This window comes from Geodermatophilus africanus, from assembly GCF_900107105.1.
GTDB lineage: Bacteria > Actinomycetota > Actinomycetes > Mycobacteriales > Geodermatophilaceae > Geodermatophilus > Geodermatophilus africanus.
In genome coordinates, this window is record NZ_FNOT01000006.1 from 220,402 (window position 1) to 240,066 (window position 19,665).

Genomic DNA, 19,665 nt, shown 5'->3' on the forward strand with positions numbered 1-19,665 from the left:
AGCTCGGTCACGAGGCGACTCCGACGGGCTCGAGCCGGAGGCTGCGGCCCAGGCGGGCCTGTTCCTCCAGGGGCAGCAGCGCGACGTAGTCGTCGCGGAAGTACTTCAGCGAGCTGGCGATGCAGCTGGTCGCGCCGTCACCCAGGGCGCAGAACGAGCGGCCCAGGATGTTGTCGCAGGTGTCGGTCAGCAGGTCCAGGTCGGCCGCCGTCCCCTGCCCGTCGACCAGCCGCTGCAGGATCTGCACCAGCCAGTAGGTCCCCTCGCGGCACGGCGTGCACTTGCCGCAGCTCTCGTGCGCGTAGAACTCGGTGAACCGCAGGGTCGCCTCGACGATCGAGTCGGTCTCGTCGAAGACCATGAGCGCGGTGGTGCCGAGCATCGAGCCCGCGGCGGCCACCGAGTCGAAGTCCAGCGGGACGTCGAGGTGCTCAGGGGTGAAGTACGGCGTCGACGAGCCGCCCGGCGTCCAGAACTTCAGCTCGTGCCCGGGTCGGACGCCGCCGGCCATCTCCAGCAGCTCCCGCATCGTCGTGCCCATGGGGGCCTCGTACTGGCCCGGCCGGACGACGCGACCCGACAGCGAGTAGATCTTCGGCCCGGGCGACTTCTCCGGGCCGAACTCCTTGAACCAGTCCGACCCACCGCGGACGACGAACGGCACGCTGGCCAGCGTCTCGACGTTGTTGATCACCGTCGGGGCGCCGTAGAGGCCGGCCACGGCCGGGAACGGCGGCTTCAGGCGCGGCTGCCCGCGGTAGCCCTCCAGCGAGTCGAGCAGCGCCGTCTCCTCGCCGCAGATGTAGGCGCCGGCGCCCGCGTGCACGATCAGCTCCAGGTCGTAGCCGGAGCCCAGGATGTCGGCGCCGAGGTAGCCGGCCTCGTAGGCCTCGCGGACGGCGTTGACCAGCCGTCGGTGGGCGTGCACCGCCTCGCCGCGGACGTAGATGACCGCCAGGTGCGACCGGATCGCGTAGGCGGCGATGACCACGCCCTCCACCAGGGAGTGCGGGTCGGCCATCATCAGCGGCAGGTCCTTGCAGGTGCCCGGCTCGCCCTCGTCGGCGTTGACCACGAGGTACTTGGGCATCGCGGCCGGCCCGGTGGGCGGCTCCCCCGGCTTGGGCTGCGGGATGAAGCTCCACTTCATGCCGGTCGGGAAGCCTGCCCCGCCGCGGCCGCGCAGCCCGGAGTCCTTGACCAGGCCGACCAGCTCGTCGGGGGTCATGGACAGCGCGGTGCGCAGCGCGGTGTAGCCGTCGAGCCGCTCGTAGGTCGACAGCCGCCAGGACTGCGGCTCGGCCCAGCGGGAGGTCAGCACGGGTGCGAGGGGCATGTCAGGCCTTCCCGTCGGTGGGGCCGGGTGGACTCGGGCTGGGCGACACGGGCGGAGTCGTGCCGGTGGCCGGTTCGGCGGCCGGCGGGTTCTCGGTGCCGGCCCGCTGCCGGCCCCGCGGCTGCCCGTACTCGGCTCCCTTGTCGGGGTGGGCCTGGGCGGCGCCGGCCCGCTCGGCCGGGTTGTCGGCCGCGGCGACGCGGGCGTCGGCGGCCTCCTCGTCCGGGGTCTCCCCGGTGCGGCCCGAGGGCCGGGTCGTCTCCCGCGGCTCGGTTCCCGCCGGCCCCGCCTCGTCGACCGGCGGGCGGCCGGGCATCGGCGGGGCGGACTCGCGGCGCTCGGCGGCCAGCCGCAGCCCGGCCAGCGTCGGGCCGATCCGACCCTCGGCGTCGACCGCCGCCTGCGCGGCACCGGCGTCGGCGTGCTGGGAGAAGCCGGCCAGCTGGCGGGAGACGCCGCGGAAGTCGGTCAGCGGGGCGCCGCGGGTGGGGTGCGGCTTGTCCCCGCGCCGGAGCGCGGCGACCAGTGCCCGCGCGCTCTCGACGTCCTGCTGGTCGTAGAACTCGTAGTCGACCGTGACCACGGGCGCGTAGTCGCAGGCGGCCAGGCACTCGGCGTGCTCGAGGGTGACCGAGCCGTCGGCGGCGGTCTCGTCGTGGTGGACGCCGAGGTCGGCGCTCAGGGCGTCGAAGATCCGCTGCCCGCCCAGCACGCTGCACAGCGTGTTGGTGCAGACGCTGACGAGGTGCCGGCCGGTGGGACGGCGCTTGTACATCGTGTAGAAGGTCGCGACCGCACCGACCTCGGCCTTGGTCAGGCCCAGCTCCTCGGCGCACAGCGCCACGCCCTCGGGCGAGACGTAGCCCTGGTGGCTCTGGACCAGGTGCAGCATCGGCAGCAGCGCCGAGCGCGGCTGCGGATAGCGGGCGATGATTTCCCGCGCCTCGAGCCGGACCTGCTCGGTCAGCGGGGGCAGGTCCGCGGTGGCCGGCTCGACCGGGCTGGAGTCCAGCCCGGTGACCGCCGTCCCCTCGGCGGATCCCGGGAGCGCACTCACGTCGCCTCCTCGCCGGCGCTCGTCGACGCCGCTCGCGGCACTGCTGTGTCCCTGGCTGAGCTCGCGAGCTCGCTCATCGGTCACACCCGCCCATCACCGGGTCGAGCGAGGCGATGGCCGCGATGACGTCGGCGATCATGCCGCCCTCGCTCATCGCGGCGGTCGCCTGCAGGTTGACGAAGCTGGGGTCGCGCACGTGCACCCGCCACGGTCTGGTGCCGCCGTCGCTGACCACGTGGTAGCCCAGCTCGCCGCGGGGCGACTCGATGGGCACGTACACCTGGCCGGCCGGCACCCGGAAGCCCTCGGTGACCAGCTTGAAGTGGTGGATCAGGGCCTCCATCGACTGCCCCATGATGTGCTTGACGTGCTCGAGGGAGTTGCCCATGCCGTCGGGCCCGAGCGAGAGCTGCGCCGGCCAGGCGATCTTCTTGTCCTCGACCATGACCGGCCCCGGCTCCAGCCGGTCCAGCGCCTGCTCGATGATCTTCAGCGACTCGTTCACCTCGGCCATGCGGACCAGGTAGCGCCCCCAGGCGTCGCAGGTGTCGGCGGTCGGCACCTCGAAGTCGTAGGTCTCGTAGCCCAGGTAGGGCTCGACCTTGCGCAGGTCCCACGGCAGCCCGGCCGCGCGCAGCACCGGCCCGGTGATGCCCAGCGCCACGCAACCGGTGACGTCGAGGTAGCCGGCGTCCTTGAGCCGGGCCTGCCAGATCGGCTGGCCGGTGAGCAGCTTGTGGAAGTCGGCCACCCGGGCCGGCATGGCCTCGAGGAACTCGCGGATGTGCTCGACCGCGCCGGGCGGGAGGTCCTGCGCCAGGCCGCCGGGGCGGATGTAGGCGTGGTTCATCCGCAGGCCGGTGATCTCCTCGAGCAGGTCGAGGACCAGCTCGCGCTCGCGGAAGCCGTTCGTCATGCCGGTGAGGGCGCCCATCTCCATGCCGAAGGTGGCCAGCGCGACCAGGTGCGAGGCGATCCGGTTGAGCTCCATGACCAGCACCCGGATCGTCTGGGCGCGCGGCGGCGCCTGCACGCCGAGCAGCTTCTCGACGGCGAGGCAGTAGCCGGCCTCGTTGTAGAGCGGGGCCAGGTAGTCCATCCGCGTGACGAAGGTCGTCCCCTGCGTCCAGGTCCGGTACTCGGTGTTCTTCTCGATGCCGGTGTGCAGGTAGCCGATCACCACCCGCGCCTTGGTGACCGTCTCGCCCTCGAGGTCGAGCACCAGCCGCAGCACGCCGTGGGTGGAGGGGTGCTGCGGCCCCATGTTCACGACGAGGCGTTCCTCACCGTAGGCCTCGGTGCCCAGGGTCTGGTCCCAGTCGCCGCCGGTGACGGTGTAGACGCGGCCCTCGGTGGTCTCCCGGGAGCCGGCGTACGGGTCCGCGGGGTCGTAGGTGGTGCTCATCGGTAGCTCCGCCGGGTGTCGGGGGGCGGGATCGTGGCGTCGTGGTACTCCACGGGGACGCCGCCGAGCGGGTAGTCCTTGCGCTGGGGGTGGCCGTCCCAGTCGTCGGGCATGAGGATCCGGGTCAGCGCCGGGTGGCCGTCGAAGACGACGCCGAACATGTCCCAGGTCTCCCGCTCGTGCCAGTCCGCCGTCGGGTAGACCGACGTGACCGAGGGGACGTGCGGGTCCTCGACGGTGACCGCGACCTCCAGCCGGATCCGTCGCCGGTAGGTCATCGAGGTCAGGTGGTAGACGACGTGCAGCCGCGGCCGGCCGGGGGTGGTCGCGGGGCCGCCGCTGCCCTCGTAGTCGACGCCGGAGACGCTGCTGCACAGCTCGAAGCGCAGCGCCTCGTCGTCGCGCAGCGCCTGCACGACTGTCGACAGGTGCTCGCGGGCGACGAAGTAGGTGATCTCGCCGCGGTCGACCAGCACCCGCTGCACCGCGGCGTCGTAGGTGGCCTGCCCGACCGCCTCGATGAGCGCGTCGGTGACCTCGTCGAAGTACCCGCCGTAGGGGCGGTCGGTGGAGTGCAGGGCGACCGCGCCGCCGGGCTCGACGCGGACCAGCCCGCCGAAGCCGGAGGTGTCGCCGCTGCCGCTGACCCCGAACGCGCCCTTGCGGAACCCGCCCGAGGGCGCGGCCGCCCCTTGGCCGGCGTCCGTGCCGCTGCGGTCCCCGGGGCCGGTCACCGGTTCCCCCGCACGTACGGCTCCGGCAGCAGGACGGCGTCGCCGCCGCGCTGCTCGATGGCGAACTGGCCGGTGCGCCGCTCGGCGGCGGCCCGCTCGTAGGCCGCGCGCTTCTCCTTGTCCACGCGCACCGTCGACGGCATCTCGACGTACAGCTCCTCCGCCCGGCCCTCGGCCCGGGCCTGCTCGAGCTCCCGGGCCCGTCGGGGCCCGAGCGGCTCGTTCATGATCTTGTGGTGCAGCTTGAGGATCGCGTCGGTGAGCATCTCCGGCCGCGGCGGGCAGCCGGGCAGGTACATGTCGACGGGGACGACGTGGTCGACGCCCTGCACGATCGCGTAGTTGTTGAACATCCCGCCGGAGCTGGCGCACACGCCCATCGCCAGCACCCAGCGCGGCTCGGGCATCTGGTCGTAGATCTGGCGCAGCACCGGCGCCATCTTCTGGCTGACCCGGCCGGCCACGATCATCAGGTCGGCCTGCCGCGGCGAGGCCCGGAAGACCTCCATGCCGAAGCGGGCCAGGTCGTAGCGGCCCGCGCCGGTGGCCATCATCTCGATCGCGCAGCAGGCCAGCCCGAAGGTGGCCGGCCACAGCGACGACTTGCGGGTCCAGTTGACCAGCTTCTCCACCGTGGTCAGCAGGACGCCGCTCGGCAGCTTCTCCTCGAGTCCCATCGCCGGCCTCTCAGTCCCAGTCCAGGCCGCCGCGTCGCCACACGTACACGTAGGCGATGAACACGGTGCCGATGAAGACGACCATCTCGACCAGCCCGAAGACGCCGAGCGCGTCGTTGGCGACGGCCCACGGGTAGAGGAAGACGATCTCGATGTCGAAGACGATGAAGATCATCGCCGTCAGGTAGTACTTGATCGGGAACCGGCCGCCGGTCAGCGGCTGGTCCACCGGCTCGATGCCGCACTCGTAGGCGGCCAGCTTGGCCCGGTTGTGCCGGTGGGGGCCCACGAACGGGGCGACCGTCACCGAGAACAGCGCGAAGGCCGCGGCCAGCGCGAACAGGCCGACGATCGGGACGTACTGCGAGAGCACCAGCGTCTACCCCTCGTCGTCGCGGGTCGGATCGGGAGCGGTCACGTCAGACCGCCGGGGCCAGTCGGGTGAGGACGGCGACGGCGCGGTCGAAACGGTCGCCGTCCCGGCCGTCGGAGAGGTTGCCCATCAGCCGCAGCGCCCGGGTCACCAGCCCCGGCCGCTTGAGCCCGTGGGCGGTCGCGAAGCGGACCAGGTCCGGCCGGGCCAGCAGCGCGAGGAAGCCCGTGCCGAGCCGGTGGTGGCGCCCGTACTCCGCGCGCAGCCGCTCGGGGTACCGGCGCAGCACGGCCTCGCGGGCCGGGCCCTCCGGCGCGGTCAGGCCCTCGACGGCGGTCTCCGCGGCCATCCGCCCGGTCTCCAGCGCGTAGCTGATGCCCTCGCCGTTGAACGGGTTGACCGTGCCGGCGGCGTCCCCGGCCAGGAGCAGCCCGCGGGTGTAGGCCGGCCCGCGGTGCAGGGCCATCGGCAGGCCGGCGCCGCGCAGCGGGGTGACGGCGTGCTCCTCGCCGAGCTGCCACTCCGGCGGCAGCGTGGCCAGCCACCGGCGCAGCACCGCCCTCGGCTCCGCGCCGGTGCCGCGGCGGGTGTCGAGCAGGCCGAAGCCGACGTTGCTGGTGCCGTCGCCCATGCCGAAGGCCCAGCCGTACCCGGGCATCGAGTCCGCGCTCGGGCCGCCGGGCGCGAGGTCGAAGGAGATGTCGAGGTACTCGTCGTCCGTGCGCGGGGAGGACACGTACCGGCGGACGGCGACGCCGAGCGGCCGGTCCTCGCGCCGCAGCAGGCCCAGCGCCTTGGCCAGCCGGCCGGAGAGGCCCTCGGCGGAGACGACCAGCGACGCCCGCCAGGTGGCCGGCGTGCGGTCCGGGCCCTCCTCGGCGTGCACCCCCGCGACGCGGCCGGCGTCGTCGAGCAGCGGGCCGGTGACGGTGACCTCCTGCCGCAGCCGGGCACCGGCCGCGACCGCGTGCGCGGCCAGGCCCGCATCGAGGTCGCGGCGACCGCGGATGAGGCCGTAGGACGGCCAGCGCTGCAGGGCCGGCCAGTCGACCTCGACCACCTGGCCGCCGCCGGTGACCCGCAGCCCCCGGTGACGGACCCAGCCCGTGGTGTCGACGCCCATGTCGTCGAGGGCCTTGACGCCGCGGGGCGTCAGCCCGTCGCCGCACACCTTCTCGCGGGGCAGCCGGGACTTCTCCAGGACCGCCACGTCGAGGCCGGCGCGGGCCAGGTGCCACGCCGCGGAGGAGCCCGCCGGCCCGGCGCCGACGACGAGCACGTCGGCCCACCGGTCGCCGTCGTCCACCTCGGTCCCCTCCGTTCGCGTCCCCGGCGACTTTGTGAATTGCTTCACAAAGTCGCCCGGTCCCTACTCTAGGCCGGGGTGTGAGCTCGGTGACAAGTGGCTGCCCAGAACGACCGCGTCACGTTTGTGTCTCGCCGCGTCACACCCGCGTCGGCGGCACTCCGGGCCGGCTCAAGGGAGCGGCTTGCGGCCGCGGTGCAGCGCCACGATGCCGCCGGTGAGGTCGCGCCAGGCCACGTCGGCCCAGCCCGCGGACCGCACTCGCGCGGCGAGCGCCGCCTGGTCCGGCCAGGCCCGGATCGACTCGGCCAGGTAGACGTAGGCGTCGGGGTTGCTGCTCACCGCCCGCGCGATCCGCGGCAGCGCCCGCATCAGGTACTCGGTGTAGACGGTGCGGAACGGCGCCCAGGTGGGGCTGGAGAACTCGCAGACGACCAGCGTGCCGCCGGGGCGGGTGACCCGGGAGAACTCGCGCAGCGCGGCGTCGGGGTCGGCGACGTTGCGCAGGCCGAAGGAGATGACCACGCCGTCGACGCTCGCGTCGGCCAGCGGGAGCGCCATCGCGTCGCCGGCCACCTTGGGCACCGGCCGGGCCGCGCCCGCCCGCAGCATGCCCCGGGAGAAGTCGCAGGCGATCGCGCGCACCCCACCGGCGGCCAGCTCCACCGTCGACACCGCCGTCCCGGCGGCGACGTCGAGCACGGTCTGCCCGGGGCGGGCACCCAGGGCCTCGCGGGTGGCCCGGCGCCACGAGGCGTCCAGCCCGCCGGAGAGCACCGTGTTGGTGACGTCGTAGCGCGCCGCCACCCGGTCGAACATGGCCGCGACGTCGGCCGGCCGCTTGTCCAGACCGGCCCGGACCCCCGCGGTGTGTGCGCTGTCTCGCCGGTCTGCCACGACGGGCGACGCTACCGGCTGCCTACGCTGGGACCGTGACCGTGGCAGCCGTGACCACCCCGGATGCGGTCACGGCCGTCGTCACCACGACCCCGCTGGTCGAGATCCCCACCCTGCTGGACCTGCTGCCGGGCGCCGGCGCAGTGTCCTGGGTGCGCCGCGGCGAGGGCCTGGTCGGCTGGGGCGAGGCCGCCCGGCTCGAGGTCACGGGCCCGCGGGCCCTGGCCGAGGCGGCCGAGTGGTGGGCGACCCTCAGTGCCGGCCTCGACGTCGACGACCGGGCGGAGGTCCCCGGCTCCGGGCCGGTCGTGTTCGCCAGCATCGCCTTCGACCCGGCCGTCGGGACGTCGGTGTTCGTCGTCCCCCAGGTCGTCGTGGGCCGGCGCGACGGCGCCGCCTGGGTGACCACCACCGGGGACGTCGACCCCGCCGACGTGCTGGCCACCGCGCCCGCGCCCATCCCGTCGCCGGTCGGCCGGCTGCGCTACGCCGACGGCGCCCTTGACCCCGCGTCGTGGTGCACGACGGTGGCCACCGCGGTGGCGCGGATCGACGCCGGCGAGCTGGCCAAGGTGGTGCTGGCCCGCGACCTGCTGGTCACGGCCGACGCACCGCTCGACGCCCGCGCCCTGCTGGCGAGGCTGGCCGCCCGCTTCCCCGACTGCTGGACCTTCGCCGTGGACGGCCTGCTCGGAGCGACGCCGGAGCTGCTGCTGCGCCGGACCGGCCGCGAGCTGTCCTCCCGCGTGCTGGCCGGCACCGCACCGCGCGGCGCGGGCGCCGACGACGAGCGGCTCGCCGCGGACCTGCTCGCCTCGGCCAAGGACCGCGCCGAGCACGCGCTGGCCGTCGAGTCCCTGGTCCGGGCGCTGGAGCCGTACTGCACGACGCTCACCGCGCCGGAGGAGCCCGGGCTGCTGACGCTGGCCAACGTGCGCCACCTGGCCACCGACGTCACCGGCGTCCAGCGGCGCACCGGCGCCCGCGGTCGGGCCGGGCTGCTCGAGCTGGTCGGGGCGGTGCACCCGACGGCGGCCGTGTGCGGCACCCCGACCGGCGCCGCGGCCGCGCTGATCGGCGAGCTGGAGGGCATGGACCGCGGCCGCTACGCCGGCCCGGTGGGCTGGATCGACGCCCGCGGGGACGGCGAGTTCGGCCTGGCACTGCGGTGCGCCGAGCTCTCCGACCGGGACCCGGCCTCCGCGCGGCTGTTCGCCGGCTGCGGCATCGTCGCCGGCTCCGACCCGGCCGCGGAGCTCGCCGAGACGCAGGCGAAGTTCGCCGCCGTCCAGGCCGCGCTGGAGAGCTGACCCGGGAACCCGCGCGCGGCGGCGGGTGCCAGGGTGCCGTTCCAGCGGCACACCGCCTGGGACCGCCGGGGCGGGCTGGCCGACCGGTCCGGCTGGGGCGCCAGGGCGTCGAGCTGCTCACGACGGGCTGGTCGCCCTGCAGGAGCCCCGCCGTGCCGCCGGAGCCGGACGCCGCCTGGGTCGACGGATGGCTGCACCGCTCCCACCTGGCGTACTGGTCGATGGGCTGTGGGGGCGGCCCGGCAGCAGGTGGTCTCGACCACCGGGCCTGGGACGGTGGGGTGGCCGGCCACCCCACCGACCGTGGTGTCCCTCTGCCCCGATGACCACCGGGTCAACCGGTCCCGGGCACCGAGCCGGTCCGCGTCAGGTCGTCGGCGACGCCGCCCGGGCTGAGCGGTCGGCGCGCCGTGGCTCGTCGTCGCCCCTGTCCGGCACCGGAGCCGCGCATCCACCGGTCACCCGGCGTCGAGGGCCGCGGTGGCGGCCGACCTCAGGTGGACGGCGAGCTCGGCCTCGGCGCGCTGGTCCGTGCCGACGACGACCACCCGGGGCCCACCGGCGCCCAGGGCGTCCCGCAGCCCGGCCGGCGACGTCACTCGCTCCGCCGGCCAGCCCAGCGACTCGGCCACGGCGACCAGGTCCCGGCCGTGCGGCGTGCCGAACACCCGCCGGTAGCCGGACTCGTACCGCGGCTGCCCGGGCTCGAGCTGGGCGAAGATCCCGCCGCCGTCGTTGTCCGGGACGACGAGGGTGAGGTCCGGCCGCGGCTCCCCCTCGCCCACCAGGAGGCCCTGCAGGTCGTGCAGGAACGTGAGGTCGCCGAGCAGCGCGAACCCCCGGCGATTTCCGTGGAGATCGCCGGGGGAGTGGACGAGGGCCGCGCCGACCGCCGTGGACACCGTGCCGTCGATGCCGGCGACGCCGCGGTTGGCCAGCACGGTGAGCCCCGCCCGCGGGACGGCCAGCCGGTCGACGTCGCGCACGGGGGTCGACGAGCCGAGCACCAGCAGCGCCCCGTCGGGCAGGGCGACGACCAGGTCGCGCGCGAGCACCCCCGCGGTCAGCGCGGGCAGCGCGTCGAGGACGCCGTCGACCGCCGTACCCACCCGGGCCGCGGCGTGGCACCAGGCCGCCCGCCAGGCCGGGTCGGCCGGGGCGCCGGGCGACGGCAGCGCCCCCACCCACGTCGTCGACCGGCCGGCGTCGGGCCAGCGCGGAGCGGCGGCGACCGTCTCCACCCGGACGGCGGGGTCGGCCAGCAGCCTCGACACCGGCCGCGACAGCGTCGGCCGGCCCACCACCAGCACCCGGTCGGGCCGGTGCGCGGCCAGCCAGCCGGGCACCCCGAGCAGCAGCGCGCCGCCGCGCACGGAGCCCGCCCAGGCGCCGCTGGGCGGCTCGGCGACCACCGGCCAGCCCTGCCCCGCGGCCAGCTCGGCGGCGGCCCGGCCCAGGGCGGGAGGCCCGTCGCCGACGACGACGAGGGTGCGGGCGGGGCCGGCGTCGGCGGGCCGGGCCGGGGCGGGCACCGAGCCGGACGTCCACGGGGCGCCGCCCGGCCGTCCGGCCCAGGGGCCGACCGTCCGCACGTCGGCGTCCTCGGGCAGCAGCGGCTCGCGGAACGGCAGGTTGAGGTGCACCGGGCCCGGGTCGCCGGAGAGCGCGCCGCAGGCGGTGAGCAGCGCCTTGGCCACCAGCGAGCGCCAGTACCGGTTCTGCGCCTCGTCTCGGCCGGCCTCGGGCACGCCGACGTCGACCGCCGCCCGCACCGCGCCGCCGTAGAGCCCGGGCTGGGCGATGGTCTGGTTGGCGCCGGTGTCGCGCAGCTCCGGCGGCCGGTCGGCGGTCAGCGCGAGCAACGGCACCCCGGCGGCGTCGGCCTCGAGGACGGCGGCGTGCAGGTGCGCGGTCGCCGTCCCGGACGTGGTCAGCACCGGCACCGGCCGCCCGGACGCCTTGGCCAGGCCGAGGGCGAGGAAGGCCGCGGTCCGCTCGTCGATGCGCACGTGCAGCGTCAGCCGGCCGTCGCGCTCGGCGTCGGCGAGGGCCAGCGCGACCGGCGCCGAGCGGGAGCCGGGCGCCACCACGGCGTGGGTGACCCCGCCGCGGACCAGCTCGTCGACGAGCACCCGGGCGAGGGCGGTCGAGGGGTTCACCCGCGCACCGCGTCCAGCCGGGCCCGCCAGCGCGCCTCGACCTCGGGGTCCGCGGCGACGTCGGCCAGCCGGTCGGGCGTCACCGTGCGCACCCGCAGCGCGCCGTCGACCGGGAGCAGCGGGTCGCTGGTGACGTCCCCGCCGAGGAGTGCCACGGTGGCCAGCCCGCAGGCGAACGGCAGCTCGGGCAGCGCGGCGGCCAGCGCCACCCCGGCGGCGATGCCGACCGAGGACTCCAGCGCCGAGGAGACGACGCACGGCAGGCAGTGCGCCCCTGCCACCTCGAGCGCCGCCCGGACCCCGCCGAGCGGCTGCACCTTGAGGACGACGACGTCGGCGGCGTCCCGCAGGTCGACGCGCAGCGGGTCGGCCGCCCGCCGGACGACCTCGTCCGCGGCGATCCGCACGTCGACCCGCCGGCGCAGTGCGGTGAGCTCCGCGAGAGACGCGCACGGCTGCTCGACGTACTCCAGGCCCACCCGGTCGAGCTCGCGGATACGCGTGGTGGCGGTGTCGACGTCCCAGGCGGCGTTGGCGTCGACGCGGATCGCGCCGTCCGGGCCGAGGGCGTCGCGCACCGCCTCGACGCGAGCGAGGTCGTCGGCGGGGGTCTGGCCGGGCTCGGCGACCTTCACCTTCGCCGTCCGGCAGCCCGAGGCGGCCACGATCGTGTGCGCCCGCTCGGGGCCGACCGCGGGGACGGTCACGTTGACCGGCACGGCGTCGCGCACCGGTGTCGGCCAGCCGTCGCGGGCGGCCTCGACCGCAGCCGCCCACCAGCGGCGGCTGTGCGGGAGGTCGTGGTCCCAGAACGGGGAGAACTCGCCCCACCCGGCCGGGCCGCGCACCAGCACGCCGTCGCGGACGTCGATGCCGCGGAAACGGGTCCGCATCGGCACCGACCAGACCCGCACGTCGTCGGTGTCGATCACGGCAGCAAGCCTAGGAGAAGGACCCCCTGCCCCCCTTGAAGGACCCCCTTGCCCCCCGCCACTCGCAGGCTCGCGGCGGGACCCTGCAAGCGGGTTGTCAGTGCTCGCGGCAGGTCCCTGCAGGGGGCCGAAGTACCGTGTGGCCTCGTGGCCAGGCACCTGACCGCCGTGCCCGCGCCGGCCGACCCCCTCGCGCTCCTGCCGCAGCTGCGCGCCGCCCTCGACGGCGCGGCGCCGTTCGCGGTGCTGCCCGCGGGTCCCCCGGCCGCCGTCGAGGCTGCCGCGGCGGTGCTGCGGCCCGAGCAGCCGCTGGAGGACGGCGCCGACCTCGTCGTCGTCACCTCCGGCTCGACCGGCGGCGGCCGCGGCGTGCTGCTGTCGGCCGGTGCGGTGCGCGCCTCGGCCGAGGCCACGCTGCGCCGGCTCGGCGGACCCGGCGCCTGGCTGCTCGCGCTGCCCGTCTCGGCCGTCGCCGGCCTCCAGGTGCTGTGCCGCTCGATCGTCGGCGGCACCGACCCGACCGCGCCGGCCCCCGGGGAGTCGCTGGCGGCCGCCGTCGCCCGCATGCCTGCGGGCCGGCGCTACACCGCGCTGGTGCCCACCCAGCTGCGGCGGCACCTGGACGCCGAGCCGGCCGCGCTGCGGGCGTTGGACGCGGTGCTGGTCGGCGGCGCGGCCACCGACCCCGGCCTGCTCGCCCGTGCCCGCGAGGAGCGCGTCGCCGTCGTGACCACGTACGGGATGACCGAGACCGCCGGCGGCTGCGTGTACGACGGCGAGCCGCTGGAGGGCGTGCGGGTGCGGGTGACCGACGGCGGGATCGAGCTCGCCGGGCCGGTGCTGGCGACCGGCTACCGGCTCGATCCCGAGGGCACGGTCGCGGCCTTCGTCGACGGCTGGTTCCGGACCCGCGACGCCGGCGTCCTCGACGAGGCCGGCCGGCTGACCGTGCACGGCCGGCTGGACGACGTCGTCGTCACCGGCGGGGTCAACGTCGCGCCGCAGGCGGTGGAGGCCGTGCTGCGGCAGCACCCGGACGTCGTGGACGCCGTCGTCTTCGGCCGGCCGGACGACGAGTGGGGCCAGCGGGTGGTCGCCGCCGTCGTCCCGATGCCCGGCGCGGAGCCCGACCTCGCGACGCTGCGCCCGTGGGTGGCCGAACGGCTGGGCGGGCCCGCCGCGCCGCGCGAGCTGCACCGGGTCGACGCCGTCCCGACCCTGCACACCGGCAAGCCGGACCGCCGCGGTGTCGCTGCCGTCGTGACCCACCGGAGGTCCTGACCCGTGGCCACCCCCGTGCAGTGGCTGGCCGGCGCCCGGCCCCGCACGCTGCCCGCCGCTCTCGCCCCGGTGCTCGTGGGCACCGGCGCCGCCGCGGCCCTCGGCGGGTTCCGGCCGCTGACCGCGCTGCTGGCCCTGCTGGTCGCGCTCGCGCTGCAGGTGGCGGTCAACTACGCCAACGACTACTCCGACGGGGTGCGCGGCAGCGACGCGGTCCGGGTGGGCCCGATGCGGCTGGTCGGCTCCGGCGCGGCGACCCCGCGGCAGGTGCTGGGCGCGGCGCTGGCCTCCTTCGCCGTCGCCGCGCTCGCCGGGCTGGCGCTGGCCGCGCTGTCGAGCTGGTGGCTGGTCGCCGTCGGCGCGGCCTGCATCGCGGCGGCCTGGACGTACACCGGCGGCCCGCTCCCCTACGGCTACCGGGCGCTGGGCGAGGTCTTCGTCTTCGTGTTCTTCGGCCTGGTCGCCGTCGTGGGGACGACGTTCGTGCAAACCGGCGCGGTCGACGGGCTGGCCGTGGCCGCCTCGGTGCCGATCGGCCTGCTGTCGGTGGCGCTGCTGGTGGTGAACAACCTGCGCGACATCGAGGGCGACGCCGCGGTCGGCAAGCGCACGCTGGCCGTGCTGCTCGGCGACCGCGGCACCCGGGTGGCGTTCGCGCTGCTGCCCGCGGTGGCGTTCGCGGTCGTCGTCGCCATCGGGGTGACCCGGCCGTGGGCGCTGCTGGGGCTGCTCGCCGTCCCGCTGGCCGTGCCGCCGGTGCGCACCGTGCTCTCCGGCGGGCGTGGGCCGGCGCTGATCGCCGCGCTGCAGGGCACCGGCCTGCTGACCCTGGTCACCGGCGTGCTGCTCGGCGCCGGGCTCGCGCTGAGCGGTTGAGGCGCCGACCGCCCGCGGTGTGCACGCATGGTGGTCTCAGGAGGCTCCGAGACCACCGTGCGTGCACAAACGGCGAGGACGCCGAGGAAGCCGGGGGCCGCTCAGCCCTCGCCGGTGAGGCGGGCCTCCCGCGCGGCCTTCGCCTGCTGGCGGGCGACGCTGCGCGCGGCCAGCCCCTCGGTGAGCCGCTCGCGGGAGGGCCGCAGCAGCAGGTACGAGACCGGCATCGACAGCAGCAGGCCGAACAGCGCGCCGGACCAGAAGTCCAGCCCGAGCACCCACAGCAACAGGACCAGCGCGGCCGCGATGGCCAGCCGCCCCACCGTGTACACGAACAGCCAGGGTGCGATCCGCGGCGGCGCCGCCGGACCACCGGTCGGCGCGCCCGGCACCGCCGGCTCAGCCCTCTCCGCCATGACGGCCCTCCCACTTGGTGCTCAACACGACCGTCGTCCGCGTGCGGGCGACGCCTCTGACCCGGTTCAACGCGCTGATGGTGGTCTCCAGTGCCGGGATGTCGGTCACGCGGACCTTGAGCACGTAAGCCTCGCTGCCGGCGACCCGCCAGCAGTCCTCGACCTCGGGCATCGCGGCCAGCGCCTCCTCGATGCCGGTCTCGTCGACCGAGTCGCTCTCGATGACGCCCACCAGCGCGGTGACCCCCAGGCCCACCGCTGCGGGGTCCACGATCGCCCGGTAGGCGGTGATGACCCCGGCGGCCTCCAGCTTGCCGACCCGCTCGTGCACCGCGGGCGAGGAGAGGCCCACGCGCCGGGCCAGTTCGGCGTAGCTCGCCCGCCCGTTGGCACGCAGCAGGTCGATCAACTCCTGGTCGACGGCGTCGATGGCGCACTCCTCTCACCGTGTGCGCGGTCGAGTATCGCCCGCGGACGTACTGTGGAGGACACTCGGGCTGGATCGAGGGGGTGGCCGCGATGGCCTTCGTGGTGGTGCTGGTGGTGGCGGTCGTCGTCGTGGTCCTGGTGCTGCGGGCGGCGGAGAAGGGCGGCACCGGCGGGGTGCGTGCGCCGAAGCGGCCCCGGCCGCCGCGCGCCGTCCGCCCGATCGCGCCCGACGACGACCCGGAGTTCCTGCGCGAGCTCGAGCGCCGCACCCGCCGCGACGACGGCTCCCCCGCCTGAAGGACCCCTCCCGGGTCCCCTCGCACGCTCGGGGACGCCCTGGAGGGGCCGGTGAGAAAGCCCTAGGCGGCGCGGAAGAGGCGCCGCCAGCCGCGGCGGCGCTTCGGCGGCTCGGCGGCCGGCGCGACCGCGGCCACCCTGTCGCTCATCCCGCCGGGCCAGCCCAGGCCCTCGCGCGTCGTCGACGTCCCCGGCCAGCCCAGGCCGCTCTCGGTCCCCTCGGCGCGCAGGTCGCCGTGCCGGCCGGCCGGCGCGTCCACGGGCCGCTGCGCGAGCGCGGCGGCCACCACGGGGTCCACCGCGGCCCCCTCGGAAGCAGAGTGCCTACCCACGGGGCGTCCCCCTCCGGCGCGACATGGGGGCATGGAAGCACGCCGCGTCCGGCGTGTCACCGACACGCCGCCCGTACGGGAGACCCGTGTCACCTCGTGTGACGAACGGGACGGGCGCAGGACCCCTGGCCCCGCGGATACCTGGATCAGTACTCCCAGGAGGCGTACTGCGGGTCCCGCTCGGCCATCGTCCGGAAGAGCAGCACCATCCGGTCGAGGAACCAGGCCTTGGCGCACTGCACGAGCAGGAGGCCCCCGAGGACGGACCTCAGGTCGAACACGGCCAGGCCGCGGGCCATGGCGGCCAGCCCGGCGAACTGGAACGCGTAGGTGGTGTTCGGGACGGCGGTCGACCGGAACTGCTCCGGGAGGTCGACCGCGTTTCGGTCGGTCCAGATGCGCTCACCGAACACGGCTCTCGACGCCCAGTTCCGGGTCGACTGCGGCGGGGGGAACAGCAGCGGCTCGACCACCGTGAAGACCAGCGACGCGCCGAGGGCCAGCAGCGACCGCCGACCGATCCACCGCCGGCTCCAGACCGACAGGAGGATCAGCGGCAGGACGGCGAACCGGACCCAGACGCTCACCGGGTTGGCGTGCCGCAGCCAGGCGTCGTCGCGCAGACCGAACAGCCTCGCCAGCCGGGCGTCGCTGGTGACGGCGTCGGGCGACGGGCTGGTCACGGCCGCTCCGTCCCCTGACGTGGCACCGCTCCCCGGCCGGCCGGCCACCGGACCTCGAGGAGGCGGGGCCCCGGGAGCACTACCCGACGTCGTGCCGCTGTGCCTGCTCGTCCTGGCCATGGCGCTGCCTTCCTCCATCGAGCACCCGGCTTCCGGTGCCGTGCCTCGTCGGCGGACGCGCACGTACGAGCCGGTGGGGTGTCGCGCGGAGGAGATGTTCCGCCGGTGCCGCCGGGCGGGGAACCCCCGGCGGGGGCCCGGAGGCGCGGAGCGTGTGCCCGTGGCACTCCGTCCGGAAGGCCATCCACCCCGTCCCGGGCCTCAGCCTGGTGACGTGCTGGAACGGCCACCCCTCAGGGGCCCGCCGCCGGCCCTGTCCAGAGGCTCGTCCCGAGCCTGCGAGGGATGAGGAGGACGGGGTCCTTCCACGGTGGGGGAAGGGTGGTCCTTCGTCAGTCCAGCCCGCCGTAGCTGTGCAGGCCGATCGACACCATGTTCACGTACAGCAGGTTGAACACCATGACGGCCAGGCCGACGACATTGACCCACGCCGCGGGCCGACCCCGCCAGCCGGCCGTCGTCCGCGCGTGCAGGTAGCCGGCGTAGACCACCCAGGCGATGAACGCCCAGGTCTCCTTGGGGTCCCAGCCCCAGTACCGGCCCCAGGCGCTCTCGGCCCAGATGGCGCCGGCGATGACGGCGAATGTCCAGATCGGGAAGCCGAAGACGGCGGTGCGGTGGGCGACCCGGTCCAGCGCGACCGCGTTCGGCAGCCGGGAGAGGAACGAGCCCCCGGCCTCGGCGCCGCGGGCGTCGGAGCGCAGCCGCAGCAGGTACAGGACGCTGGCGATCCCGCTGACGAAGAAGATGCCGAAGCCGAGGATCGCCGTGGAGACGTGCACGGCCAGCCAGCTCGACCGCAGCGCGGCGACCAGCGGCCCGGTCTCGGTGTAGAGGAACAGCCCGGTAGCGACGAGCGCGAGCACGACCGGCGCGAGGACGAAGGCGCCGATGTCCCGGACGGCCGGCGCGCGGACGGCCAGCACCAGGTAGACCACCACGGCGACGAGGACGACGGCGGTGGCGAACTCGTACATGTTGCCCCAGGGCAGCCGGTCGGCGGCCATCCCGCGGGTGACGAGCACGGCGGTGTGCACCACGGCGCCCACGGCGGTGACCGCGAGCCCGGCCAGACCCCAGCGGTCGGTGCGCGACGGCGCGGCGGGCGCCTCGGCCCCCGCCCCGGCCCCCGCGGGCACCGGCTGCCGGGCCGGGCGGCGGCCGAACGCCAGCTGCGCGGAAAACGCCACGACGGCGACCGAGTACAGCGCGACGGCGATCGAGAACAGCGTGTCCGACAGCTCGGCCAGCGACGGGTCAACGGTCACGCGGGGGGACCTCCGGATCAGGTGCGGCCCCGCCGGACGGCGGGGCGGAGGGGGTCGGGGACCGCTCGTCGAGCGCGGCCCGTAGCCGCCCGGTCAGCTCGGCGAAGGACGTGGCGCTCTCGCCGCCGCCCCGCGTCAACGAGCCGACCGAGAGCACGGTACCGCCGCCGTCGGGGTCGGCGCCGACGCGGGCGAAGACGCGCTCCCGCCGCAGCAGGAGCAGCGCGAGCAGGCCGGCCAGCAGCGCGATCGCCGCGGCGAGCACCCACACCTGCCCGGGGTCGTGCGAGAACTGCAGCGCGGCGAACTGGTCGACGCCCGTGAAGGTGACCGCCGTCCCGTCGGGCAGCGTGAGGGTCTCCCCGACCGCCAGGTTGGCCCGGCCCACCTCGGCGAGCCGGCCGCGCTCGATCTGGCTCCGGTCCAGCGAGTAGACCGACTGCGGCAGGCCGGAGTCCAGCCCCAGGTAGCCCTGGTAGGCCAGGACCGCCACCTGCGGGTTGAGCGGCCGCGGGTCGATCGAGGTGAGGACGCCGCCCTGCATGAGCCCGGTCGGCGCGAAGAAGCCCTCGAGCGCCAGCTGGTCCTCGACGCCGGCGCCCAGGTCGGGCAGCTTGAGCGCGCCCTCGCTGGACATCGTCGCCTGGTCCGAGGGCAGGAACGGCGCCGAGACGTCGGTGAACGCCGTCCCGTCGGGGAGGGTGACGGTGAACCGCGGCGCGTAGCCGTGGCCGGTCACGTAGACCCGGTCGCCGTCCACCCGCAGGGGGTCGTTGACGCCGATCGTCGTCGGCCGCCCCTCCTCGCCCGGCCCGCCGTAGCGGATGTCGGCGGTGTAGGAGGCCGCGGTCAGGTCCTCCTCGTACTCCGCGCGGAAGTCCTCCAGGTCGACGCAGATCGGGGTGAGGTCCCCCCCGTCGACCAGCGCGCCGGAGGAGTGGGTGTCGTACTGCTGGAAGGAGTTGCAGAAGCCCTGCCCCTCGGTGACCAGGATGCTGCCCTCGTAGCCCCACAGCTTGCCGCCGGCCAGGCCGAGCAGCAGCGCCACCAGCGAGAGGTGGAACAGCAGGTTCCCGGTCTCCTTCCAGGAGCCCTTCTCGGCCGAGAGCTCGTCGCCGGATGCCGCAGGACCCGGCGGAGTCGACTCAGCCCCGGCGCGGCGGACGACGCGGAAGCGGCGCACCCGCAGCTCCTCCTCGACCACGTCGAGGGCGGCCGGGCCGGGCAGCGGGGTGGCCAGCTCGGCGGAGTCGGGCAGCCGCTGGAGCCGGCGCGGCGCCGGTGGCGGCGCCGCGCGCAGGGCGCGGACGTGCTCGGCCAGCCGCGGGACGACGCAGCCGATGAGCGAGACGAACAGCAGCAGGTACACCGCGGCGAACCACGGCGAGCCGAAGACGTCGAAGGCGTAGAGCCGGTCGAGCACCGGCGCCAGCGTCGGGTGGTCGGCGACGTACTGCCGGACGGCGTTCTGGTTCAGCGAGCGCTGCGGCAGCAGCGACCCGGGGATCGCCGCCAGCGCCAGCAGGAACAGCAGGATGATCGCCGTCCGCATGGCGGTCAGCCGGCGCCACCAGCGCAGCCACAGGGCCAGGGCGCGGGCGCCGAGGGAGGGCCGGGCGGGAGGCGGCGGCGCCGGAGCCGGCCGCGGCGGGGCGACGGTGCTCACAACACCTCCTCGCTGGCGCTCGTCGATGCTGTCAGCAGTGCTGCTGTGCCCATCGGTGACCTCGCGAGCTCGGTCACTCCGTTCCCTCGCTGACGCTCGTCCGCGTCGTGC

At 75.7% G+C, this 19,665-nt stretch carries 20 protein-coding genes; 4 read left to right on the forward strand and 16 right to left on the reverse strand.

Annotated elements, in window-relative coordinates:
• Positions 1 to 7 precede the first annotated feature (7 nt).
• The 8 genes from nuoF to BLW63_RS13475 all read right to left on the reverse strand — a co-directional run bounded on the left by nuoF (position 8) and on the right by BLW63_RS13475 (position 7,785).
• Entirely contained in the window at positions 8 to 1,336 is a 1,329-nt protein-coding gene (nuoF, locus tag BLW63_RS13440; RefSeq protein WP_091156853.1) for an NADH-quinone oxidoreductase subunit NuoF, read from the reverse strand.
• Position 1,337: 1 nt separating this feature from the next.
• Positions 1,338 to 2,393 (reverse strand): NADH-quinone oxidoreductase subunit NuoE, encoded by a 1,056-nt coding sequence (nuoE, locus tag BLW63_RS13445; RefSeq protein WP_091156856.1) that lies wholly within the window; start codon positions 2,391 to 2,393, stop codon positions 1,338 to 1,340.
• Positions 2,394 to 2,466: 73 nt separating this feature from the next.
• Positions 2,467 to 3,798: an NADH-quinone oxidoreductase subunit D gene (locus BLW63_RS13450; protein ID WP_091156859.1), complete on the reverse strand. Its 1,332-nt coding sequence runs from the start codon at positions 3,796 to 3,798 to the stop codon at positions 2,467 to 2,469.
• Positions 3,795 to 4,532 (reverse strand): NADH-quinone oxidoreductase subunit C, encoded by a 738-nt coding sequence (locus BLW63_RS13455; protein WP_091156862.1) that lies wholly within the window; start codon positions 4,530 to 4,532, stop codon positions 3,795 to 3,797. The genes BLW63_RS13450 and BLW63_RS13455 overlap by 4 nt, the downstream gene beginning before the upstream one ends.
• A complete protein-coding gene (locus tag BLW63_RS13460; RefSeq protein WP_091156866.1) occupies positions 4,529 to 5,209 on the reverse strand; it encodes a NuoB/complex I 20 kDa subunit family protein in 681 nt (226 codons plus the stop codon). Before BLW63_RS13460 ends, BLW63_RS13455 begins: the two co-directional genes overlap by 4 nt.
• A 10-nt stretch (positions 5,210 to 5,219) precedes the next feature.
• Entirely contained in the window at positions 5,220 to 5,582 is a 363-nt protein-coding gene (locus tag BLW63_RS13465; RefSeq protein WP_211517108.1) for an NADH-quinone oxidoreductase subunit A, read from the reverse strand.
• Between the two features lie 46 nt (positions 5,583 to 5,628).
• On the reverse strand, positions 5,629 to 6,888 hold the full coding sequence (locus BLW63_RS13470; protein ID WP_091156875.1) for a geranylgeranyl reductase family protein: 1,260 nt from the start codon (positions 6,886 to 6,888) through the stop codon (positions 5,629 to 5,631).
• 171 nt (positions 6,889 to 7,059) lie between these two features.
• Positions 7,060 to 7,785: a demethylmenaquinone methyltransferase gene (locus BLW63_RS13475; protein ID WP_091156877.1), complete on the reverse strand. Its 726-nt coding sequence runs from the start codon at positions 7,783 to 7,785 to the stop codon at positions 7,060 to 7,062.
• Between the two features lie 35 nt (positions 7,786 to 7,820).
• Between BLW63_RS13475 and BLW63_RS13480 the strand changes: the two genes are divergently transcribed.
• Entirely contained in the window at positions 7,821 to 9,095 is a 1,275-nt protein-coding gene (locus BLW63_RS13480; protein ID WP_170856756.1) for an isochorismate synthase, read from the forward strand.
• 458 nt (positions 9,096 to 9,553) lie between these two features.
• Here BLW63_RS13480 and menD read toward each other — a convergent pair whose 3' ends face one another.
• Both menD and BLW63_RS13490 read right to left on the reverse strand, forming a co-directional pair.
• Positions 9,554 to 11,254 (reverse strand): 2-succinyl-5-enolpyruvyl-6-hydroxy-3-cyclohexene-1-carboxylic-acid synthase, encoded by a 1,701-nt coding sequence (gene menD, locus BLW63_RS13485; protein ID WP_091156881.1) that lies wholly within the window; start codon positions 11,252 to 11,254, stop codon positions 9,554 to 9,556.
• Positions 11,251 to 12,186: an o-succinylbenzoate synthase gene (locus BLW63_RS13490; protein ID WP_091156885.1), complete on the reverse strand. Its 936-nt coding sequence runs from the start codon at positions 12,184 to 12,186 to the stop codon at positions 11,251 to 11,253. The genes menD and BLW63_RS13490 overlap by 4 nt, the downstream gene beginning before the upstream one ends.
• 147 nt (positions 12,187 to 12,333) lie before the next feature.
• Between BLW63_RS13490 and menE the strand changes: the two genes are divergently transcribed.
• Both menE and BLW63_RS13500 read left to right on the forward strand, forming a co-directional pair.
• Positions 12,334 to 13,467, forward strand: coding sequence for an o-succinylbenzoate--CoA ligase (gene menE / locus BLW63_RS13495; protein ID WP_091156889.1), 1,134 nt, complete (start codon positions 12,334 to 12,336; stop codon positions 13,465 to 13,467).
• A gap of 3 nt (positions 13,468 to 13,470) precedes the next feature.
• Entirely contained in the window at positions 13,471 to 14,343 is an 873-nt protein-coding gene (locus tag BLW63_RS13500) for a 1,4-dihydroxy-2-naphthoate polyprenyltransferase (RefSeq protein WP_091156895.1), read from the forward strand.
• Between the two features lie 101 nt (positions 14,344 to 14,444).
• On the opposite strand, the gene BLW63_RS13505 is transcribed toward BLW63_RS13500, so the two are convergent.
• Positions 14,445 to 14,759 carry a DUF4229 domain-containing protein gene (locus BLW63_RS13505; protein WP_091156898.1) on the reverse strand — a complete coding sequence of 105 codons (315 nt, stop codon included), beginning with the start codon at positions 14,757 to 14,759 and terminating at the stop codon, positions 14,445 to 14,447.
• Positions 14,743 to 15,168 carry an Lrp/AsnC family transcriptional regulator gene (locus tag BLW63_RS13510; protein ID WP_244522553.1) on the reverse strand — a complete coding sequence of 142 codons (426 nt, stop codon included), beginning with the start codon at positions 15,166 to 15,168 and terminating at the stop codon, positions 14,743 to 14,745. The genes BLW63_RS13505 and BLW63_RS13510 overlap by 17 nt, the downstream gene beginning before the upstream one ends.
• Before the next feature lie 110 nt (positions 15,169 to 15,278).
• Between BLW63_RS13510 and BLW63_RS13515 the strand changes: the two genes are divergently transcribed.
• A complete protein-coding gene (locus BLW63_RS13515; RefSeq protein WP_091157245.1) occupies positions 15,279 to 15,485 on the forward strand; it encodes a hypothetical protein in 207 nt (68 codons plus the stop codon).
• 62 nt (positions 15,486 to 15,547) lie between these two features.
• Here the strand turns inward: BLW63_RS13515 and BLW63_RS13520 are convergent, their stop codons facing one another.
• The 4 genes from BLW63_RS13520 to resB form a co-directional block, all read right to left on the reverse strand.
• Positions 15,548 to 15,784 (reverse strand): hypothetical protein, encoded by a 237-nt coding sequence (locus BLW63_RS13520; protein WP_139263538.1) that lies wholly within the window; start codon positions 15,782 to 15,784, stop codon positions 15,548 to 15,550.
• 179 nt (positions 15,785 to 15,963) lie between these two features.
• Positions 15,964 to 16,500, reverse strand: coding sequence for a DUF6653 family protein (locus BLW63_RS13525; protein ID WP_091156910.1), 537 nt, complete (start codon positions 16,498 to 16,500; stop codon positions 15,964 to 15,966).
• 452 nt (positions 16,501 to 16,952) lie between these two features.
• Positions 16,953 to 17,888: a c-type cytochrome biogenesis protein CcsB gene (ccsB, locus tag BLW63_RS13530; protein ID WP_091156914.1), complete on the reverse strand. Its 936-nt coding sequence runs from the start codon at positions 17,886 to 17,888 to the stop codon at positions 16,953 to 16,955.
• Positions 17,878 to 19,554: a cytochrome c biogenesis protein ResB gene (resB, locus tag BLW63_RS13535; RefSeq protein WP_091156918.1), complete on the reverse strand. Its 1,677-nt coding sequence runs from the start codon at positions 19,552 to 19,554 to the stop codon at positions 17,878 to 17,880. Before resB ends, ccsB begins: the two co-directional genes overlap by 11 nt.
• Between the last annotated feature and the right edge of the window lie 111 nt (positions 19,555 to 19,665).